This is a genomic window from Deinococcus sp. AJ005, from assembly GCF_009017495.1.
In the GTDB taxonomy this organism is placed as follows: Bacteria; Deinococcota; Deinococci; order Deinococcales; family Deinococcaceae; genus Deinococcus.
In genome coordinates this window covers 1,524,492-1,542,793 of the sequence record NZ_CP044990.1, presented here as the reverse complement: position 1 = coordinate 1,542,793, position 18,302 = coordinate 1,524,492, and the positions used below count along the sequence as shown (strand labels likewise).

The following is an 18,302-nucleotide window of genomic DNA, read 5'->3' as shown; positions in this document are numbered from 1 at the left end:
CAGTGGCGTGGCGCTGAAGGGGGAAACGGCCACAACCTGGCGAGAGTGACGGACCCTACATCAGGTTACTGATTTTGTGAAGCATTTAACCTACAGTAAAGGAGTGCAGGAACTGATGACACCACAGGAGCTGACCGCGCGGACGCCGCTGGCCGAACGGGGCGGTGTTCTGAGCGAGGCGGGGCAGTGGCGCGGCCTATCGGTGTTCGTCAAAACCCTGATGGTGGACGATCCCAATGCCCTGGCCCGCTTTCAACACGAGGGCCGGGTGGCGGCAGCGCTGAATCATCCGGCCCTGGTGCCCCTGCTGGCGGCCTCGCCCACCCAGTTGATCTTCCCCTTCATCACGGGCGGTACCCTGCGCGAGCGGCTGGAAAAAGGGCCGCTGGATATCGATGAGGCCACGTCCGTCGGGATGGGCCTGCTGCGCGGCGTGGCTTACCTGCACGGTCAGGGCGTGACGCATCAGGACCTGAAACCAGAAAATGTGCTGCTTCAGGGCGGACTGGCCCGCTGGGACACGGTGCGGATCATCGACTTCGGCATGAGCCACGCCCTGCACCTGCCGCTGGACATCCACAGCGGCACCCGTATGGGCACGCCGCATTTCATGGCCCCGGAGCAGTTTTACGGTATGCGCGGCGACGCCCGCAGCGACCTGTATTCGGTGGGCGTGCTGCTGTTCGACTGTCTGGCCGGCGAGCCGCCCTACGCCGACGCGCTGGGCTGGCTGGCGGGTATTCACACCACGCGGGCCGAATTGCCCGGCCCGGAGGCGCTGCACCCCCTGCTGCGCGCCGCCCTGTCGCGCGATCCGGCGCAGCGCCCTGGCAGCGCCGTGGGCATGCACGACGAGCTGTGTCAGGCCCGGCTGGCGCTGGGGTTGCCCGCCCTGCCCCATGCCGATTTGCCCGAAGCCGCCGTGAAAGTCCTCCACGGTACACGAGAAGACTGTGCGGCGGAGGACGGCGGCTTTTGACCCTGCTGGCCTTTACCGGCAACCGCTTTCTGGCCGAGGAAGCCCTGCGCGAAACCCTGATTAAGCGCGGCCTGAACCCCCGCGATCTGCCCCGGCTGGGCGGTGACGACGTGACGGCCCAGACCCTGGGACCACACCTGTCCCCCGGTCTGTTTGGAGACGGCGGCGTGATCGTGGACTTTGAAGGCGTCAAGCCCGATAAGGCGCTGCTGGAACTGCTGGCGGGCGCGGCAATTACGGTGGCCGTGCTGGACGAAACGGCCCCCGCCACGCGCAGCAAGCTGTATCAGGCACGCGGCGAGCAGATCGTCTCCGCCGCGCCCAGCAAGCCCGGCGAAATCAGTGGCTGGGTGGTGCAGTACGCCAAGAAGCAAAAGCTCCCGCTGGACAGGGACGCCGCCGCTTATCTGGCCGAGGTCTTCGGCTCCGATCTAGCGGGCATTGCCAGCGAACTGACCAAGCTGGCCCTGCTGGGCGGCCCGCACACCCGCCAGAGCGTGCAGCGCATCGTGGGCCGCGAGCCGCCGGGAGACAGCTTTGCCATGCTGGGCGCGGCGACGGCAGGCCGCCCCGGTGAGGCGGTGGGGCAACTGCGCCGCCTGCTGGCTTCCGGCGAGGACCCCTTCAAGCTGATGGGCGCGGTGGTCTGGCAATACAGTCTGGTGGTCCGCTGCGTGGCCCTGCTGCAAGAGGAAGGCCGCGTCACCGAGACGGCAGCAGCCCAGCGCTTGGGCGTCAAGCCGTATCCGGCCAAGAAGGCGCTGGACGTGGCCCGCAAGCTGAACGAGGCCAAGATTCGCACCCACATGGGCCGGATTCTGGACGCCGATCTGGCCATGAAACGTGGCCTGGACGCCGGGGTCACGCTGGAACGGCTGATCGTGCAACTGAGCGTGTAGGAGGGAATCGCCCGGAGCGCTTGCCCTCAAATCCGAATGTCGTTCAGCATAGTCTGCGCCGCCCCGGCGGCAAAACGTCCGGCCACATCGGGGCGGAAGTACAGGGTCAGGCCACTGTCCTTCATGACCTTGAAGCTCAGCAGACCGGCAATGGCAGGAACGCTGCCCAGCGCTATCGGGCGGTTAAAGATGGCTGCCAGTTTGTCATGCAGGGCGTTTGCCACGTCGTGGATGCCAAGACCCGCGAAATTGTCCACATGAATGCCGATCACCCCGGCCTGCCGCGCGCTCAGGGCCACCTCGCGCCGGGCGTCGGGCGGGGGCGAGGCGGCGAACTGCACCGGAATCGTGACCTCGAAATTGGGATCAGGGATGTACCAGTGACCGCTGCTGATCTCGCCGGATACGCGGTAGGTAACCACCCGGTTACCGCTACGCGTGAAGTCGTAGGCGCTGTCGCTGACGCCAATGACCACCACGGAATCGATGTTCACGCGGGGATCGTCGGCAGTGCGGCGGCGAAAGGCAGCGGCAAAAGCAGCCAGCACCTGCGCGCCGCTCAGGCTGGCGGTGGCCGGTTCCACCACGCCGCTCCCCTCGAAGAAGATCACGCCGTTCTGAAAGTCGCTGTACCACTGCCACGGGTTCTGGCCGATGTTCAGCTCATCCGATGTGGGGTAGCCGTATGCGCCGCGCTCCCAGCCGGTCTGCGCCCAGCGGGCACGAATGCCGCCGCGCACCGTCATCGGGCCAGTGCGGGGATGCCAGTAGATACTGCCGTTGCCAGAGCAGTGGTTGTAGCGCCCCACACCATCCGGGGTGCCGGTTTCATCGGTGACGGGCAACGCCAGATCACTGTCCGGCCCCCCCCTGCTGTCGTACTTGCGCCGGATTTCGCCGTGAAGCTCATGCGCCCCGCTGGACGGCGAATAGTAAATGTCGGCGTTCTGAAAGCGTTTGCGGTGGCCCCCGCGCACTGCCTCGCAGCCGGACACGGCGTTGCCAGTGAATCCCGCCCCCAGCGCTGCTGCCTTGGCGTCGATGTTGGGGCAGGGATCGTTCTCGTTCAGGGCCAGGTTGTTCACGTCCACACGAATATCCGCGAAATCGCCGCCCTCGTCGGTGTTGCGGACGCGCACGTTGAAGCCGCGCGAGGCCCCGCTGGCCACCGTGCCGTCAAAACTGGCGCGGCCATCCAGATCGGTGGTGTTCTCGCTGGTGCCCTCATACAGCAGGGCGCGGCCCGACACACTGACCGCGCCGCCCGCCGCCTGCCGATACGTGACACTCAGTTCCACCCGCACCTCGCCGCCGCACTTGCCGATGGTCAGATCGGTCAGCTTTGGCCGGGCAGTGTCCAACACCAGCGTTCCCCCACGGGTCACATGGGCATGTTCGTCGCTGCCGAAGGTCTCGTCGTCGGTGATGTCCATCCTGACGCTGTGCGTGATTCTGTTCTGCATCCCTGCCGCCTCCTTGCAGGCTTCGGAAAGGCTCTCCCCCCGGCTGCAAGTCGGTTGTACCCGGCGGGCCGTGACCGGGCCATGATCGGCAGAGGTGGACATGCAGTGGGCGGCAGAACACAACGCCCACCTCCCGAAATGATAGAATTGAACCCAGTCTAATTAAGTTCCCACCACTTTTCCCCCAGCCTCTTGCAAGGAGTGTCCAGCATGGATTTCACCCTGAACGATGAACAGCGCCAGCTCCAGCAACTCGCCCGCGACTTTGCCCGTAAAGAAATCATTCCGATTGCCGCCGAGTATGACCGTCGTGAAGAACTGCCGTGGCAGGTGGTGGAAAAGGCATTTGAAGTCGGCCTGCTGAACCCTACCATTCCCGAACACGCGGGCGGCCTGGGCCTGGGCATGTTCGACGAATGCCTGATCGGCGAGGAACTGGCCTACGGCTGCATGGGCATCTACACCGTGCTGATGGCTTCCGAACTGGGAATTGCCCCCATCCTGATCGGCGGCACCGAGGAACAGCAGGCCCGGTTCCTGGGACCGCTGACCGAGAAAGCTGGGCTGGCCGCCTTTGCCCTCTCCGAACCCGGCAACGGCTCGGACGCGGCGGGGATGGCGACAATGGCCCGCGACGACGGCGACGCCTGGATCTTGAACGGCGCGAAGATGTGGATCAGCAATGGCGGGCTGGCCGAGTTTAACGTGGTCTTTGCCACCACCGATAAGAATGGCGGGCATAAGGCGACGGTGGCTCTGGTGGTGCCGAAAGATGCCGAGGGTTTCAGCCACAACAAGATCAAGCACAAGATGGGCCAGCGCGCCAGCCTGACCAGCGAACTGGTGTTCGAGGACGTGCGCGTGCCCAAGGAAAACCAACTCGGCGGCCTGGGCGACGGCTTCAAGATCGCCATGAAGACGCTGGACAAGACGCGTATTCCGGTGGCTGCCGGGTCCGTGGGCATTGCCCGCCGCGCGATGGAAGAGAGCATCAAGTACGCCAAGGAGCGCGAGGCGTTCGGCAAGCCCATTACCGAATTTCAGGCCATTCAATTCAAGCTGGCCGAGATGGCGATGGGCATTGAAACGGGCCGCCTGATGTACCAGAAGGCCGCGTGGCTGGTGGACCAGGGAATGCCGCACGGCTTCGAGAGCGCGATTGCCAAGGCATACTGCTCGGAAATGGCCTTCAGCGCCGCCAACGAGGGCATTCAGGTCCACGGCGGCTACGGCTACGTGGGCGAGTACCCAGTGGAAAAGCTACTGCGCGACGTGAAGCTGAACATGATCTACGAGGGAACGAACGAGATTCAGCGCGTGGTGATTGCCCGGAATCTGCTGAAGTAATACGGACTCCGATTGAAAGGTGTTGACAACACCTGAAAATCTGAATGGACGTCCAAGCGTCCTCATGGGCGCTGCTCTGGACAAGACAGTGAGCAGGAGAAAAATGGATTCCGGGCGTGGAGTGCAGGAATCGGCGCTATCACGATTTCTGCATGAAACAGACGGAATCCGTATAAAGACCCCACATCCAGCCCTCTCCCCTGCCCTGCGGAGAGGGCTTTTCACCGCCTGTCCGGCTCCGGCTCCCTCTCCTCATTTCCATTCGTCTGCGGATAAAGCCAGCGCAGGAAGACCAGAAACAACCCGATCACCGTCGCCGTGCTGGTGGTCAGAAAAGCCACCAGCACGCTGCTTTCCAGACGGAAGGGCCGCCCGCCCAGCTCTCCCCATCCCGCCGCCAGCGTCAGGGTTACGTCGGCGGCCAGCCAGCCTGCGGAGAGAATAAACACGATTGCGCCCACGCCCAGCCGCAACAGACGCTGATCCACCGCCTCGCGGTAACGCAGTTGGCGGGTCAGACGCTCCAGATCGGCACCCTGGGCTGGCGAGCGGCGTTCGCTCTCCAGACCCTGCTGCACGGCCCGCTCAATGGCCGCCTGAGTGTCACTGTGCGCGGCGAGAGCTGGTGCTGGAGGCTGAGGTGCCGGGACGGGGCCAATTCGCTCCAGTTCAGAAGGTTCAGGCACCGTCTGGTCAGGCACTCCGAGCCAGACGGGTGTAGTACTCGCGGGTAATCTCGTCGGGAATCAGGTTGTCCTGCAACCCGTAGGTCTGGGACCACGGACTGCCCGCGCGGTGGGTCAGACCGGACAGTGCGCCGCCGTCCATACCGCCGTAGCCGTTCCAGACGCTGCGAATCACGTCCATCGCCTCCTGGTCACCGTTCAGTTCGGGTTCGCCGGGGGCGACGGGCAGGGGGGCAGCAATCGGCACCCTGCCCCGTTCACCCCAGTGTTGCCACAACTGACGCACCACCGGGCCACGTTGCCAGGCATGCACCGCGTTGTACATCAGCGGGCGGCCCAGCAGCGCCAGCGTGTAGCCGTGCGCGATGTACACCAGCTTATGCACCTGCATCTGCGTAAGTTTGCGGCCTTCCGTGCGGGCCAGTTCCAGAAAGGCGTTCGCCACCACCTCGGCGGCGTATCCGGTGCGTGTGGGATCGTCGATGGCAATGGTCATGGCGGGCGTCCTCCTTTGTGTTAAAGCTGTTCATTCAGAGCAACTCGTTCTGACTACAGCGTAACACTGCCAGAAGAAAGAGGCCAGCCGTTCAGTCCAATCGCCCCAGATAGGCATATGTTTGGTAGGTCAGCGTGACATGATTTTCGACTGCGTGATTTTTGAAGGCTGTGTCCAAATGCTGCCCCACAACCGCAAACTGAGGATCGTTCGGAGACGGCAGATAGCTGACGCTTCCCGATAGGGCGCGCAGGCGTTCGCGGGTAAAGGGAATGGGATTGTCGAAAGCCTGGGTCTTGAAGCCCCCCGGCATCAGCGCAGGCAATTCCTGCTCCGGCACGCGCGAAATCAGCTCGCCGTCCTCGCGGCTGAAAAGGGTTACGACTTCGCGGTACGCAGCATTGAACGGTGTATCCACGCCGCGCCAGTCGTTCCAGACAAGCAAGACCCGCCCGCCAGGAACCAGCACACGCCGGAACTCCTGCACGGTGGGGGCGGGGGAAAACCAGTGAGCAGCTTGAGCAGCAGTGATCAGCGAGACAGAAGCGGAAGCCAGAGACATGGCCTCTGAAGTGCCGTCATGGACCCGCAAACGCCCTGCCTTCACTTCATGATCCAGCGCCGTTTCAAGCTGGGCGCGCATTTCCGGGTTGGGTTCCACGGCGTCTACGGCGAAATCTGGCCCAGTTCCGTGCGCCAGCAGCAGCCGAGTGAACAACCCCGTTCCCGCCCCCACATCCGTCACCCGGCCAGAGAGCAGGCCCAAACCGGCCAGCCACTCGCCCAGCGCCGGGGGATATGTCGGGCGGGCGGAGGCGTACACACCCGCGCGGCCCAGAAAGCGGTCTGGGTTGGTCACGCTCTGGCCTTCCGCGCCGCCTTCTTCAACCGCACCGTTTCGGGAGCCGCTGCCACGCGCGCCGAGGGCCGCCACGCGCTCGCCAGGAAATACACCAGCCCGCCCAGTGCCCCCGCCAGGATCAAGAAGCCCAGCAAGCGCCACAGCACCGCCGCCGTTCCCACCACAAACGCGCCCAGGCCCACCAGCAGTTGGCCCAGCAGCCACACCAGCGCCAGGGCCGCAATGGCCAGCAGCACGACGCCGACAGCAGCGAGAATCAGTCTTGCCATGCTGAAAGGATAGGGCAGTTGGGCGGGGCTGGGAGGTCACAAGACGTGTTGTGTGGGTTTATAGAGTTGCTGTCATGGTTTAACCCCCTCTGGTTCGCAATTCTGCGAGTCCTACATTCCGCACCAGTTCCTTTCTGAAGGGAGGCAAGAGTTTTGGAATTGCCCGTCCAATAGCGCTTTCTTGGCTTCCCTTGAGGCGAGCTGGCCGTGAAGCTGATTGAATGATTCGTTTTCCAGACAGCAAAAAGAGAAGGGGCCGGAAGCACCTGCCCCGGCCCCTTCCCTCAACTCAGGCTTTACGCCATGTTGCCGATGATCGCGTCGGCAAATTCGCTGGTCTTGACTTCCTTCGCGCCTTCCATGTTGCGGGCAAAGTCGTAGGTCACCACTTTCTGGGCAATGGTGGCGTCCAGACCCTTCAGGATCATGTCGGCGGCTTCGATCCAGCCCATGTAGCGCAGCATCATCTCGGCGGACAGGATCACGGAGCTGGGGTTAATCACGTTCTTGCCCGCGTACTTGGGCGCGGTGCCGTGGGTGGCCTCGAAGATGGCGTGGCCAGTCACGTAGTTGATGTTCGCCCCCGGCGCGATGCCGATGCCGCCCACCTGTGCTGCCAGCGCGTCACTGATGTAATCGCCGTTAAGGTTCAGCGTGGCGATCACGTCGTATTCCTTGGGGCGCAGCAGAATCTGCTGGAGGAAGTTGTCGGCGATCACGTCCTTGATGACAATTCCGTTGGGCAGTTCGCACCACGGGCCGCCGTCGATTTCCTTCGCGCCGAATTCGTTCTTGGCCAGTTCATAGCCCCAGTCGCGGAACGCGCCCTCGGTGAACTTCATGATGTTGCCCTTATGCACCAGCGACACGCTCTTGCGGTCATTGTCGATGGCGTACTGGATGGCGGCGCGCACCAGCCGCTCGGTGCCGTCCTTGGAGACGGGCTTGACACCGAAAGACGAGCTGTCGGGGAAGCGGATCTTGGTCACGCCCATCTCTTTGACCAGGAAATCGCGCACCTTGTCGGCCTCGGGGGTTCCGGCCATGTACTCGATGCCTGCGTAAATGTCTTCTGTGTTCTCGCGGAAGATGGTCATGTTGACGTATTCGGGGTGCTTGAGGGGGCTGGGCACGCCCGCGAAGTACTGCACCGGACGCACGCAGGCGTACAGGTCAAGCTCCTGGCGCAGGGCCACGTTGATGCTGCGGATGCCGCCGCCGACGGGGGTGGTCAGCGGCCCCTTGATCCCAATCAGGTATTCGTCGAAGGCGTCGATGGTTTCCTGCGGGAGCCACTGGCCCTCGCCGTAGACCTGCACGCTCTTCTCACCCGCGTAGACTTCCATCCACTCGATCTTGCGCTCGTTGCCGTATGCCTTTTCGACGGCGGCGTCCAGCACGCGTACGCTGGCCTTCCAGATATCCGCGCCAGTGCCGTCGCCCTCCACAAAGGGAATGACGGGATGGTTGGGGACGTTCAGTTTGTCGCCCTGCATGCTGATCTTCTCGCCCTGTTCGGGCCGCTGAATATGGCTGCTCATAACCTTCAATCTAGCGCCTCGCGGCCATCCGGGGAGAGGCTCCGGGTGTTACCGTCCGGGTTTGAGGGGGGTTCAGTGTGCAAGCTGAGCGGCTGGCACCGGGGATACCCTTCTGTGATAACGGTCTCTGAAGCCTGACCTCATCCCAATCCCAGTGCGGGGGCGCATGGTGAAGGCACCTTAAACAGGAATCCAATTTCAGGAGGTATTTAACCGTGAGTGACGATAAAAGCACTGCCGAGAACATGCTGGACGCCGCCAAGGCCAAGATTAACGAGGGGGCTGACCGCGCCCGCGCCGCTGGACACGATCTGGCATCGAAGGTAGGCGGCAGCACCCTGGAAAACATGGGCGACAAGGCGAAAGCCGTGGAAGACCGTGCCAAGGCCGAAGTCCACAATGCCGAAGCAAATGCCAGCTACAACGAAGGGAAGAACGAAGCCAAGGACGGCGACGGACACTAAGTCCCGAAACGTCAGGCTCTCGTAGTCCCGGCCTCTGCCCCATGTGGGTGGGGGCTTTTTCATGGTCTGAATGCCAGACAACCGGAAGGGATGGGGCGGACCCTCTCCACTGCGGCCTGCCACCTACGGAACACACCCCGCAGCCCAATCCAACCTTTATCCTTCGCACATGACCACAACCCCCCGGCGAGCCTCGCGCCGAGAACAGCACCGTGTCGGCGGAACAGGTGCGAAAGTGACCACCCGCAATACGCTGATCGCCTACGCCTTCCTGATGCCATTCCTGATCCTGCTGGTCGTTTACCACACCTGGCCGGTCATCTTCGGCACGTATCTGGCGTTCACCAAGTACAACATCATCAGCCCGCCAGAGTGGGTGGGGCTGGCAAACTTCCGGGAGCTGTTTGCCGATGAGCAGTTCTGGTCCGGGCTGAAGAACAGCCTCAAATACATCCTGATCGTGCCGGTGATTCAGGTGATCGCCATTCTGGTGGCGCTGCTGGTCAACCGGCCCATGAAAGGCATCGGCTTTTTTCGCACCGCTTTTTACGTGCCCGTCGTGACCAGTTTTGCCGTGGTGGGGCTGATGTGGAACTGGATGTATCAGCAGGACGGCGCGGTGAATACGGTGCTGGGCTTTATCGGCCTCCCGCAGAAGGGCAGTTTTCTGAATAACCCCGCCACCGCGCTGTACGCCGTGATGTTCGTGACGCTGTGGAAGGGCATCGGCTACTACATGGTGCTGTATCTGGCGGGCCTGCAAAGCATCAGCCCGGAGCTGGAGGAAGCCGCCACCATCGACGGCGCAAGCCGCGTGCAGGTGTTCTGGAACATCACGCTGCCGGGGCTGCGGCCCACGATTCTGGTGTGCAGCCTGCTGTCCACCATCAGCGCCATCAAGGTGTTCGAGGAAATTTACGTGATGACCCAGGGCTATCCGGCGGGCAGCACGTACACGGCGCTTTTTTACACGTATTCGCGGGCCTTTCAGGATTACAAGTACGGGCTGGCGGCGGCAGGAGGAATCATCATCGCCCTCATCTCCATTATTTTCGGGCTAATCAACTTCCGCCTGACGCGGGGGGGCAAAGTCGATGCTTAAAGCCTCTCACCCTGCCATTCAGAACGATCCACATGCATTGTTGGCGGCGCAACTGAAGGCCAAGCGCAAGCAACGCCGCTTTTTGACTGATCTGCTGGCCTACGCCGTGCTGATCGTCATTGCGCTGATCATGCTGTACCCGTTTTACTGGACATTCATTACCAGCATTGAACCCACCGGGAACATCTACGAGGCCAAGATTCTGCCCAAGGCGGTGGGCATCCGCAATTACGCCGAGATGTGGAAGGGGACCACCGTTCCGTTCTGGCGGCTGATCCTGAACAGCGTCATCATCTGCACGCTGGGCGTCTCGCTGACGGTGACGCTGGCGACGCTGGCCGCTTACCCACTGGCAAAGATGCGTTTTCCGGGCCGTGATCTGATCTTCTACGCGATTCTGGCGCTGATGGTGCTGCCTAACGAGTCGGGGCTGATCGTCAATTACATCACCACCATCAAGCTGGGGCTGCTGCAACAGACCAACCCGATTCTTGACGCCATCCGGCAATACATGGCGGTGGTGTTGCCGGGGTTGGCGAGTATCGTGGGGCTGTTTCTGCTGCGGCAGGCGTACCTGACCATTCCGCTGGAACTGATCGAGGCGGCCCGCATCGACGGCGGCTCGGAATTGACCATCTGGCGGCGGATCATGCTGCCGCTGGCAATGCCCACCATCGCGGCCTTTGCCATCCTGGAATTCGTGGCGTACTGGAATTCATTCTTGTGGGCGCGGATCATGCTGCCCGACAAGAACATGCTGCCCCTCTCGGCGGGGTTGCTGGAACTCAGCGGGACTTTCAGCACCAACAGCCGCGCGGTGATGGCGGGCGCGGTGATCACGATTATTCCCATCCTGATCGTCTTCGCCTTCGGGCAAAAGTACTTTATGAAGGGGCTGGAGGGGGCGGTCAAGGGGTGAAGTTGTCTTTTACTCAGTGTTCTGGGATTGCATCACAGCCTAACCCCTCCGGCGCTACGCGCCACCTCCCCTTAGAAGGGAGGCAAGGGTTGTGGAATTGCGCGGTTTTTCGCTCTCCTTGGCTCCCTTTTGAGGGGAGCTGGCTGCGAAGCAGACTGAGGGGTAAAACCGTGGCAACCACCCCAGAAAACGGGCGACTATGACCCTTCCCTACTCCACCCAGTCCCAGACCTGGGATGTGATCGTCGCCGGGGGTGGCACGGCTGGCGCAATCGCCGGAATCGCCGCCGCCAGAGCCGGAGCGCGGGTGCTGGTCATCGAGGCCCTGGGCAGTCTGGGCGGGACCGGAACCAACGCCTGGGTCACGCCGCTGATGCGGAATGTCTCGGCGGGCGAGAACCTGAACCGGGGTCTGACGGACGAGTTGAAAGCCCGAATGCTGGCACGCGGCGACGGCGCAGTTGACCCTGGCGGCAACGACAACTGGTTTAACCCCGAAGGCATGAAATTTGTGCTGGAGCAGATGCTGCTGGAGGCAGGCGGCGAGGTTTTGTATCACACGCACATAGTTCAGCCGTTGCTGTCAGATGGCGAGAAGGCACGGCAGATCGAGTCCCTCGTCATCCACAACAAAGGCGGCCTGCAAGCCTTAAGTGCCGCTGTTTTCATTGACGCCACCGGGGACGCGGACCTCGCCACCCGCTCGGGCGTTCCCTTCCACGCAGGCGACGAGAACGGCATTCATCAGGCCATGAGCCTTCGCTTTACGCTGGCGGGGGTGGATACGGCGCGGCTGTGCGCCTTCCTGAACAGCAACGGGCAGGGGCAGACGGGCGAGAACTTCATGCACTTCTGGATGGTGTGGGGCAAGAACAGCACGCTGGAACCGCTGTTCCGGGCGGCAGTCACAGACGGGGTATTGCTGGAGCGCGACGGCGACTATTTCCAGGGCTTCAGCATTCCGGGCAGGCCCGGCGAGATCAGCTTCAACTGCCCACGCATCCGCGCCGATCTGCATGACGGCGCTAATCCCTGGCAACTCAGCGCCGCGCAGGTGGACGGACGCGAGGCGATTGACCGCCTGACCGCCTTCTGCCGTCAATTCCTACCCGGTTGCGAGACGGCGTTTATCGGCGTGGTGGCCCCGATGGTGGGCGTGCGCGAGTCGCGGCGCATCGTGGGCGAGTACACGCTGACGCTGGACGACATTCTGGACTGCGCCCGCTTCCCCGATTCCATCTGCCGCAACCACTATCCGGTGGACATTCACAGCGTCAAGGGCGGCGCAAAGCTGCTGCACGAGCGCGACGGCACCGCGCCGTATTTTGCGAAGGACGCCTACCACGAGATTCCGTTCCGGGCCATCGTTCCTGTTGGAATTTCCAATCTACTCGTTCCGGGGCGGGCGGCCAGCAGCACCTTTGAGGCGCAATCGGCCATCCGCGTTCAACAGAACTGCCACAGCATGGGCGAGGCTGCCGGAATCGCCGCCGCCTGGGCCGCGCGTGATCATGGGGGGCGCGTGCGGGATATTGACATGGACGCACTCCAAACTGAACTCAGACGACTAGGAGGAAACATATGAGCCGAGCCATAACCCTGCAATCCGAGCGTGCCTACCGAATTGAACCCGAACCGCAGTACACGCCGCAGATCGGCGCTCTGGCAGAGATGATGAACTACGCCCGCCTGACCACACTTCAAACGGTGGAGGGACTAACGACGGAGCAATTGGACGTTGTGCCAGAAGGCTTTGGCAACTCCATCGGAATGCTTCTGGCGCATATCGCGGCGGTGGACCGGATCTACCAGATGATGTCGTTCGAGGGCCGCGATTTTGGCGAAATGGACGGGGCCATCATGGGCGGGCTGACGATGGGCAAGGAAGGCACGCCGCCTCCCACCGGGCAGAGTCTGGACACGCTACTGGCCGAGCTGGAAGCTGCCCGCAGACTCACCCTGAAAACCTTTGAGACCAAAGATGACGATTGGCTGGCCTCGCGTCTGCCCGCCCCCTACGACGACATGAATCAGCACTGGGCCTGGTTTCACGTCATGGAGGATGAGGTCAGCCACCGGGGGCAGATCAGAATTCTGCGGAAACACGTCGCGCCGAAGAAGAAAGAATGAGCGGCGGCTTTCTGCTCATCCGACACGCGAAGGCCAGCGGGCAGGCCCCAGACGCCCCGTTGACGGCTGAGGGCGAGGAGCAGGCGCAGAAGCTGACGCAACAGCTTTCCCAGCACGCCGTCAGCCGGATCGTCAGCAGTCCGTGGGTGCGGGCGGTGGATACAGCGCGGCCACTGGCACAGGCGCTGGGGCTGGAAATTGAGACAGACGAGCGACTGACCGAGCGCGTGCTGAGCGGGCGCGATCTCCCCCACTGGCAGACGGCGCTGAAGGCCAGTTTCCTTGATCCCAAACTCTGTCTGGAGGGCGGCGAATCTGGCGGGATTGCGAAGGCCCGCGCCCTGGCCGCTCTGAATGACGCCCACAACCCGCATGGCCTCACCGCCATCTTCACCCACGGCAACCTGCTGGCGCTGCTGCTGGGGCTGGATTACGGCGGCTGGGCAGACCTGAGAAACCCGGATGTCTGGCGCTGGGCGGAGGGGCTGGCCGAACGCGTCAGACTGGAACCTTGACGCCGCACATCATCCGCATCCATTCCGAGAACGCCGACTTCCAGCTTCTGGAGGCGCTGGGCCGCAACCGCGAGAAACGGCGCAAACATGGCCTGCTCGTGGTGGAGGGTGTGCGCCCGATCAATCTGGCCCTGCAACACGGCTGGACCTTTGACGCGCTGCTGATCCCCGAAGACACTTCGCTGTCGCGCTGGGGACACAACGTGCTGGAGCGGGCGCAGGCGGCCCGGCATTTCCTGATTGCCCCTCAGGGCTACGAACTGCTGACGGACCGCAACGACGGCAGCGAGATCATGGCGTTGCTGCGGCTGCCCAGCAATGACCTGTCCCGGCTGCCCACCTCTCCAGACGGGCGCGTGGTGCTGCTGGACCGTCCGGGAAATCCGGGCAACCTGGGCAGCATCGTGCGATCCTGCGACGCCTTCGGGGTGGGCGGCGTGGGCGTGGTGGGACACGGCGTCGATCCCTACAGCCGCGAGGCCATCCGCGCCTCTACCGGCTCGCTGCTGGCTGTGCCCGTAGTGCATTTCCCCGGCCCGGCAGAGGTCCGGGAGTGGCTGGACACCGTACAGCAGCGGGTGGAGGGTGTGCGCGTGGTGGGCACCGATGAACATGGCGAGCAGACGGCACGGGCCTACGACTTTGCTGGATTTACAGTGCTAGTGGCCGGGAACGAGACGAGCGGGATGAGCGCCGCCCTGCGCGAGCTGTGCGACGTGACGCTGCGAATCGACATCGCAGGATCGGCGTCGAGCCTGAATGTGGCGGTGGCGACGTCCATTCTGCTGTATGAGATGAGCCTGTCCGCGCAGGCCAGAGGCAAACTGTGAGCCGTCCCTTTAACCCCGATGATCCGCACGCCGCACCCACAGCAAACGGTCTGCCCTACCGTGTTGAGCGCCGAGTGCTGGCCGGAATTCCCTGCCTGCTGGAGCTGCCGCCGGAAGGCGAGGCGATACGTGCCGTCTGCCTCGTCTATCACGGGGCCTGGACCGCCAAGGAGGGCAAGCTGAGCGTGTATTCCGAACTGGCGACGCGCGGCACGGCAGTGGTCATTCCCGACGCGCCGCTGCATGGCGAACGCCTGGCCGATACCCCGCCCAGGTTCAACGCCCGCGAATATGTCTGGGAAAGCGTGCGCCGCTCGGTGGCCGAGGCTCCGGCTTTGCTTAACGCACTCGCGGAGCTGCACGGCCCACTGCCCACCCGCGTCGTCGGCTCCAGCATGGGCGGCTACGTGGCGCTGACGCTGGCGCGCACCGAGAAACAGATCGAGAAGGTGGCGGCGCTGATCACCTCGGGGGTGTGGGACGAGCCAGAAGTCAGAGACCCGGAGATCCGGGCGTTTCTGGAGGCCAATCGCCCCAACACCCACGCGGACAACTTTGCGCCCACACCTCTGCTGCTGGCCAGCGGAGGCAATGACCCGACTTTCCCACCCGGCGCGCACCATGAACCCACTGCTGGGGCTTTGAGAGCTGCGTACAGGCAGGCAGGTCAGCCGGACCTCTTCCAGGAACTCATCTTCGCGGGCGTGGGCCACTACACCAGCCAGGGGATGCGCGACGCCGTGGTGGCTTTTCTGGAACCCGTATTGGAGCGCTGACACGCATGGTCTTTCACAACACATGGGAAAAACCCCGACATCTCTATCGGGGGTCTTCCTTTCCTGCTCTGTGGTGCCGAAGATGGGATTTGAACCCACACACCTCGCGGCGCTAGTCCCTGAAACTAGTGCGTCTACCAATTCCGCCACCTCGGCAATCCTACTCGTTTGGTGCTGCCCTCCCGCTTGGTAGCTGCGCCCGTGGGGGCGTTTCGGAAGGCTCAGTTACTTTACTGGCGAGTCTGGCAACTGTCAAGGGGCGCGGCAGGTCTGCACACGGAAGCGTGGCAAACAAAGGCGAACGCCCCAGCCCGCAACGGGGTTGGGGCGCTCACTTCTCCGGGACACAGTCAAGGGAGGTTGACAGCGCGTGGGAGCGTAGAAATCAGGTTTACAGGGCCAGGATCGCGGCGAAGTCGCCGTTCAGGCCTTCGGGGAAGAAGCCGCCCTTGACCGCGTCCACCTTCAGGAAGACGATGTTGCCCACCTGACGGGGGGTGCGGCTGAAGGCGATGGAGTTGGCGTCGGCCAGCACGATGTTCGAGCCGCCCGCTGCGTCCAGGATGCCTTGGTCCACGTCGCTGGCCCCGTCCACAGAGTCGCGCAGGTTGCTGATGGCGGCCACCACGTCACTGACCTTGAGGGCCGGGGTGACCTGGGTGTTGCGCTGCTGGTACAGCAGGGTGCGGATCATGCCGGCGTGGTAGGCCTCGACGGCCAGGATGCCAGCGGCGTTTTCCAGGTTGCCGCCTGCCGAGGTATCGGACAGGAAGCGGGCTGCGCCCTTGTACGCGGTGACGCCCACGTCTTCAAAGATGAATGCGCCGTGCAGGAAGAACAGATCGTTGGCGAAGGGATTAAAGCCGGTGATCGCGCCGCCCGAAGCTGCGTTGCCCGCTGCCAGGAAGGCCGGGCCGAGATCGATCATCGGCTGGGCCACTGCACCCTTGCCCAGCACCGTGCGGATGATGCGGACGTGGTTCAGCTCGTCGGAGGCGGTTTCGTTAGCGTAGGCCGCCACGTCTGCCGACTCGAACTTGATGCCCTTGCCGCCCTTGCCGGTAAAGCCTGCGGGCAGGATGACCTTGCTGCTGTCGCCGCCAACCGCGTCCAGCTCTTCCAGGCGGCCCACGGCGGCCAGATAGAAGGCCGCTTCCAGGTACTCCAGGTTCAGCGCGAAGTTGAAAATGGTGCCGTCCAGGTTGGGCTTCTTGTCTGCCGCCATCGCGCCGCCGGTCATGCCGGGCGCGCAGCTTGCCAACAGCGTGCCTGCGCCGACAGCGCCAGCAGCTCCCAGGAATTTACGGCGGTTCAGTGTCTTCTCATTGATTTCGTTGCTCATGGTCTTCCTCCAAAGGGTGAGAGGCGAGGGGACAAGCGGGCAAAGTAAGGACGCAAAAGGGTGGATCTGCCCAGTCATTCAGAAATTGACCCCTTCGCCATGTTGTCCTTCTGGCCAGCTATAAGCAGGCGGGAGCCGGTTGGATCAACATGAACGTGGGCCTTAAGATTGGGTAAAGCCTCATGGGAGCCGCACGGACAATCCAGCCCTTTCTGAACGCAGAATAGCCTTGCCAGTCGCTGTTTTTCCATCGGAAAAGAAAGAGTGGAATAGCCGTCCTGTCCGGGATTGACGGGCCTGACATCCCTGCTGGACTCGCACCTTTAACGCGCGCTCATGAGGGAGAGCTGTTCTCAGCCACCGCCTGACCCGGTCCCGCGCCCGTGCGCCGCACCAGCGCGAAGGCTGCGCCGCCCAGCAGCGCCACCAGCACGGCCCCGGCCAGCGCCACGCCCAGCGCCGGACGCAGCCCCACCTCCTGCGCCACGAAGCCGATCAGCGGCGGCCCCAGCAGAAAGCCGCCGTAGCCGAGGGTGGCCACCTGCGCGATGCCGCGTCCGGCCAGCGCGTGCCCCGCCGCGCCGTACAGCACGGGCACCACGTTGCTCAGGCCCAGGCCCGACAGCGCGAAGCCGATTGTGGCAACCACCGGCCCCTGCGCCAGCAGCGCGACTCCCAGCCCCAGGCCCGCCACTGCCGCGCCCACCCGCACGATGGCCTCGTCGCCCAGCCGGGTGCGCGCAAGGTCACCAAACCAGCGGCCCAGCGTCATGGTGACGGCAAAGGCCGCATACCCGATGCCCGCGTTGCCGCCCGCCTGACCCAGCACGTCGCGGAAATACAGCGCGGCCCAGTCATAATTGGCCCCCTCCGAGAGCATGCCCAGAAAACACAGCAGGCCCAGCAGCAACGCGGCGGAACTGATGCCTATGCGGCGGCGGGAAGGCTGAGCCGCCGGCCCCGCTTCCTGCGTCTGCGTGACAGGTGAATCCGGCAGCATCAGGCGGCCCGCCAGCACGCCGGCCACTGTCGTGATGACCACCACCAGCAGCACATGCGTCAGCATCGGCACGCGGCCCACCAGCAGGGTTCCCAGTGCCGCGCCCAGCACGCCGCCCAGACTGAAATAGGCGTGCAGTCGGCTCAGGACCGGGCGTTTTAGAGCCTGCTCCACCGTCACGCCCTGCGCGTTCATGGCCACGTCCAGGCAGCCGTTGGCGGCCCCCATGACGGTCAGGCCCAGCACCACGCCCAGGTAATTCGGGGACAGAAAAGGCAGGGCCAGCGACACCATGCAGGCCACCACGGCCACGCGCGTGACCGGGCCGCTGCCGTAACGCGCCGTCCAGCCACCGGTCAAGGGCATGGTGATCAGCGCGCCCAGGCCAATCGCCAGCAAGGCCCCGCCAATCTGCGCCTCGCTGAGGCTGAGGGCGTCGCGGACCCCCGGAATATTCACAGCCCAAGTGGCAAAGAATGCACCGTTGACCAGAAAGATCAGGCTGACGGCGCGCCGGGCAGATTCGGCGCGGCCAAGTTGGAGAGGACTGACGGACATGCTGACTCCTCAATAGAAGCGGGGAAAGAGAAAAGGTGAAGAACTTAACGAAATACCCTCAGAAACGAAGCTGGCAGGCTTGCACAATCCTTCAAGTCTGGAATCTGAAACGATTCAGACTCTC

19 protein-coding genes and 1 tRNA gene are annotated in these 18,302 nt (G+C 63.5%); 11 read left to right on the top strand and 9 right to left on the bottom strand.

Translation table 11 applies throughout. From position 1 onward, the window contains the following. Positions 1-115 precede the first annotated feature (115 nt). Both DAAJ005_RS09305 and holA read left to right on the top strand, forming a co-directional pair. A complete protein-coding gene (locus DAAJ005_RS09305; protein WP_151848482.1) occupies positions 116-979 on the top strand; it encodes a serine/threonine-protein kinase in 864 nt (287 codons plus the stop codon). Then, positions 976-1,878 carry a DNA polymerase III subunit delta gene (gene holA, locus DAAJ005_RS09300; RefSeq protein WP_151846877.1) on the top strand — a complete coding sequence of 301 codons (903 nt, stop codon included), beginning with the start codon at positions 976-978 and terminating at the stop codon, positions 1,876-1,878. The genes DAAJ005_RS09305 and holA overlap by 4 nt, the downstream gene beginning before the upstream one ends. 26 nt (positions 1,879-1,904) lie before the next feature. Here holA and DAAJ005_RS09295 read toward each other — a convergent pair whose 3' ends face one another. Continuing rightward, entirely contained in the window at positions 1,905-3,341 is a 1,437-nt protein-coding gene (locus DAAJ005_RS09295) for an LGFP repeat-containing protein (RefSeq protein ID WP_226342662.1), read from the bottom strand. Between the two features lie 210 nt (positions 3,342-3,551). Here DAAJ005_RS09295 and DAAJ005_RS09290 point away from each other — a divergent pair, with 210 nt between their 5' ends. Then, entirely contained in the window at positions 3,552-4,688 is a 1,137-nt protein-coding gene (locus tag DAAJ005_RS09290; RefSeq protein ID WP_151846875.1) for an acyl-CoA dehydrogenase family protein, read from the top strand. A 221-nt stretch (positions 4,689-4,909) separates the two neighbouring features. On the opposite strand, the gene DAAJ005_RS09285 is transcribed toward DAAJ005_RS09290, so the two are convergent. The 5 genes from DAAJ005_RS09285 to icd form a co-directional block, all read right to left on the bottom strand. After that, entirely contained in the window at positions 4,910-5,374 is a 465-nt protein-coding gene (locus DAAJ005_RS09285) for a hypothetical protein (RefSeq protein ID WP_226342661.1), read from the bottom strand. A 7-nt stretch (positions 5,375-5,381) separates the two neighbouring features. Next, entirely contained in the window at positions 5,382-5,870 is a 489-nt protein-coding gene (locus DAAJ005_RS09280) for a Panacea domain-containing protein (protein ID WP_151846874.1), read from the bottom strand. A 91-nt stretch (positions 5,871-5,961) separates the two neighbouring features. Then, positions 5,962-6,729: a class I SAM-dependent methyltransferase gene (locus DAAJ005_RS09275; protein ID WP_151846873.1), complete on the bottom strand. Its 768-nt coding sequence runs from the start codon at positions 6,727-6,729 to the stop codon at positions 5,962-5,964. Next, complete coding sequence (locus DAAJ005_RS09270; protein ID WP_075836496.1) at positions 6,726-7,001, bottom strand: hypothetical protein; 276 nt, start codon at positions 6,999-7,001, stop codon at positions 6,726-6,728. The genes DAAJ005_RS09275 and DAAJ005_RS09270 overlap by 4 nt, the downstream gene beginning before the upstream one ends. A 296-nt stretch (positions 7,002-7,297) precedes the next feature. Next, positions 7,298-8,542 (bottom strand): NADP-dependent isocitrate dehydrogenase, encoded by a 1,245-nt coding sequence (gene icd, locus DAAJ005_RS09265; RefSeq protein WP_151846872.1) that lies wholly within the window; start codon positions 8,540-8,542, stop codon positions 7,298-7,300. 215 nt (positions 8,543-8,757) lie between these two features. Between icd and DAAJ005_RS09260 the strand changes: the two genes are divergently transcribed. From DAAJ005_RS09260 to DAAJ005_RS09225, 8 genes are all read left to right on the top strand, one after another. Beyond that, complete coding sequence (locus DAAJ005_RS09260; protein WP_151846871.1) at positions 8,758-9,006, top strand: hypothetical protein; 249 nt, start codon at positions 8,758-8,760, stop codon at positions 9,004-9,006. 169 nt (positions 9,007-9,175) lie between these two features. Beyond that, complete coding sequence (locus DAAJ005_RS09255; RefSeq protein ID WP_151846870.1) at positions 9,176-10,108, top strand: carbohydrate ABC transporter permease; 933 nt, start codon at positions 9,176-9,178, stop codon at positions 10,106-10,108. Beyond that, on the top strand, positions 10,101-11,027 hold the full coding sequence (locus DAAJ005_RS09250) for a carbohydrate ABC transporter permease (RefSeq protein WP_151846869.1): 927 nt from the start codon (positions 10,101-10,103) through the stop codon (positions 11,025-11,027). Before DAAJ005_RS09255 ends, DAAJ005_RS09250 begins: the two co-directional genes overlap by 8 nt. 199 nt (positions 11,028-11,226) lie before the next feature. Beyond that, the gene (locus DAAJ005_RS09245) at positions 11,227-12,612 is read left to right on the top strand and encodes an FAD-dependent oxidoreductase (protein ID WP_151846868.1); all 1,386 of its coding nucleotides are present in this window, start codon (positions 11,227-11,229) and stop codon (positions 12,610-12,612) included. Further along, the gene (locus tag DAAJ005_RS09240) at positions 12,609-13,157 is read left to right on the top strand and encodes a DinB family protein (protein WP_151846867.1); all 549 of its coding nucleotides are present in this window, start codon (positions 12,609-12,611) and stop codon (positions 13,155-13,157) included. Before DAAJ005_RS09245 ends, DAAJ005_RS09240 begins: the two co-directional genes overlap by 4 nt. After that, a complete protein-coding gene (locus DAAJ005_RS09235; RefSeq protein ID WP_151846866.1) occupies positions 13,154-13,672 on the top strand; it encodes a histidine phosphatase family protein in 519 nt (172 codons plus the stop codon). The genes DAAJ005_RS09240 and DAAJ005_RS09235 overlap by 4 nt, the downstream gene beginning before the upstream one ends. After that, a complete protein-coding gene (locus DAAJ005_RS09230; protein WP_151846865.1) occupies positions 13,669-14,502 on the top strand; it encodes an RNA methyltransferase in 834 nt (277 codons plus the stop codon). Before DAAJ005_RS09235 ends, DAAJ005_RS09230 begins: the two co-directional genes overlap by 4 nt. Next, entirely contained in the window at positions 14,499-15,278 is a 780-nt protein-coding gene (locus tag DAAJ005_RS09225) for a S9 family peptidase (RefSeq protein ID WP_151846864.1), read from the top strand. The genes DAAJ005_RS09230 and DAAJ005_RS09225 overlap by 4 nt, the downstream gene beginning before the upstream one ends. A gap of 71 nt (positions 15,279-15,349) precedes the next feature. On the opposite strand, the gene DAAJ005_RS09220 is transcribed toward DAAJ005_RS09225, so the two are convergent. The 3 genes from DAAJ005_RS09220 to DAAJ005_RS09210 form a co-directional block, all read right to left on the bottom strand. After that, positions 15,350-15,434 (bottom strand) — tRNA-Leu (locus tag DAAJ005_RS09220). Between the two features lie 235 nt (positions 15,435-15,669). Then, on the bottom strand, positions 15,670-16,620 hold the full coding sequence (locus DAAJ005_RS09215) for a ferritin-like domain-containing protein (RefSeq protein ID WP_151846863.1): 951 nt from the start codon (positions 16,618-16,620) through the stop codon (positions 15,670-15,672). Between the two features lie 334 nt (positions 16,621-16,954). Beyond that, positions 16,955-18,178, bottom strand: coding sequence for an MFS transporter (locus DAAJ005_RS09210; RefSeq protein WP_151846862.1), 1,224 nt, complete (start codon positions 18,176-18,178; stop codon positions 16,955-16,957). Between the last annotated feature and the right edge of the window lie 124 nt (positions 18,179-18,302).

Bases quoted from the DNA above. Each gene is read 5' to 3' on its own strand.
- DAAJ005_RS09305 (WP_151848482.1), top strand. From the start codon at position 116: ATGACACCACAGGAGCTGACCGCGCGGACGCCGCTGGCCGAACGGGGC.
- DAAJ005_RS09295 (WP_226342662.1), bottom strand. From the start codon at position 3,341: ATGCAGAACAGAATCACGCACAGCGTCAGGATGGACATCACCGACGAC.
- DAAJ005_RS09290 (WP_151846875.1), top strand. From the start codon at position 3,552: ATGGATTTCACCCTGAACGATGAACAGCGCCAGCTCCAGCAACTCGCC.
- DAAJ005_RS09280 (WP_151846874.1), bottom strand. From the start codon at position 5,870: ATGACCATTGCCATCGACGATCCCACACGCACCGGATACGCCGCCGAG.
- DAAJ005_RS09270 (WP_075836496.1), bottom strand. From the start codon at position 7,001: ATGGCAAGACTGATTCTCGCTGCTGTCGGCGTCGTGCTGCTGGCCATT.
- icd (WP_151846872.1), bottom strand. From the start codon at position 8,542: ATGAGCAGCCATATTCAGCGGCCCGAACAGGGCGAGAAGATCAGCATG.
- DAAJ005_RS09255 (WP_151846870.1), top strand. From the start codon at position 9,176: ATGACCACAACCCCCCGGCGAGCCTCGCGCCGAGAACAGCACCGTGTC.
- DAAJ005_RS09250 (WP_151846869.1), top strand. From the start codon at position 10,101: ATGCTTAAAGCCTCTCACCCTGCCATTCAGAACGATCCACATGCATTG.
- DAAJ005_RS09245 (WP_151846868.1), top strand. From the start codon at position 11,227: ATGACCCTTCCCTACTCCACCCAGTCCCAGACCTGGGATGTGATCGTC.
- DAAJ005_RS09240 (WP_151846867.1), top strand. From the start codon at position 12,609: ATGAGCCGAGCCATAACCCTGCAATCCGAGCGTGCCTACCGAATTGAA.
- DAAJ005_RS09235 (WP_151846866.1), top strand. From the start codon at position 13,154: ATGAGCGGCGGCTTTCTGCTCATCCGACACGCGAAGGCCAGCGGGCAG.
- DAAJ005_RS09215 (WP_151846863.1), bottom strand. From the start codon at position 16,620: ATGAGCAACGAAATCAATGAGAAGACACTGAACCGCCGTAAATTCCTG.
- DAAJ005_RS09210 (WP_151846862.1), bottom strand. From the start codon at position 18,178: ATGTCCGTCAGTCCTCTCCAACTTGGCCGCGCCGAATCTGCCCGGCGC.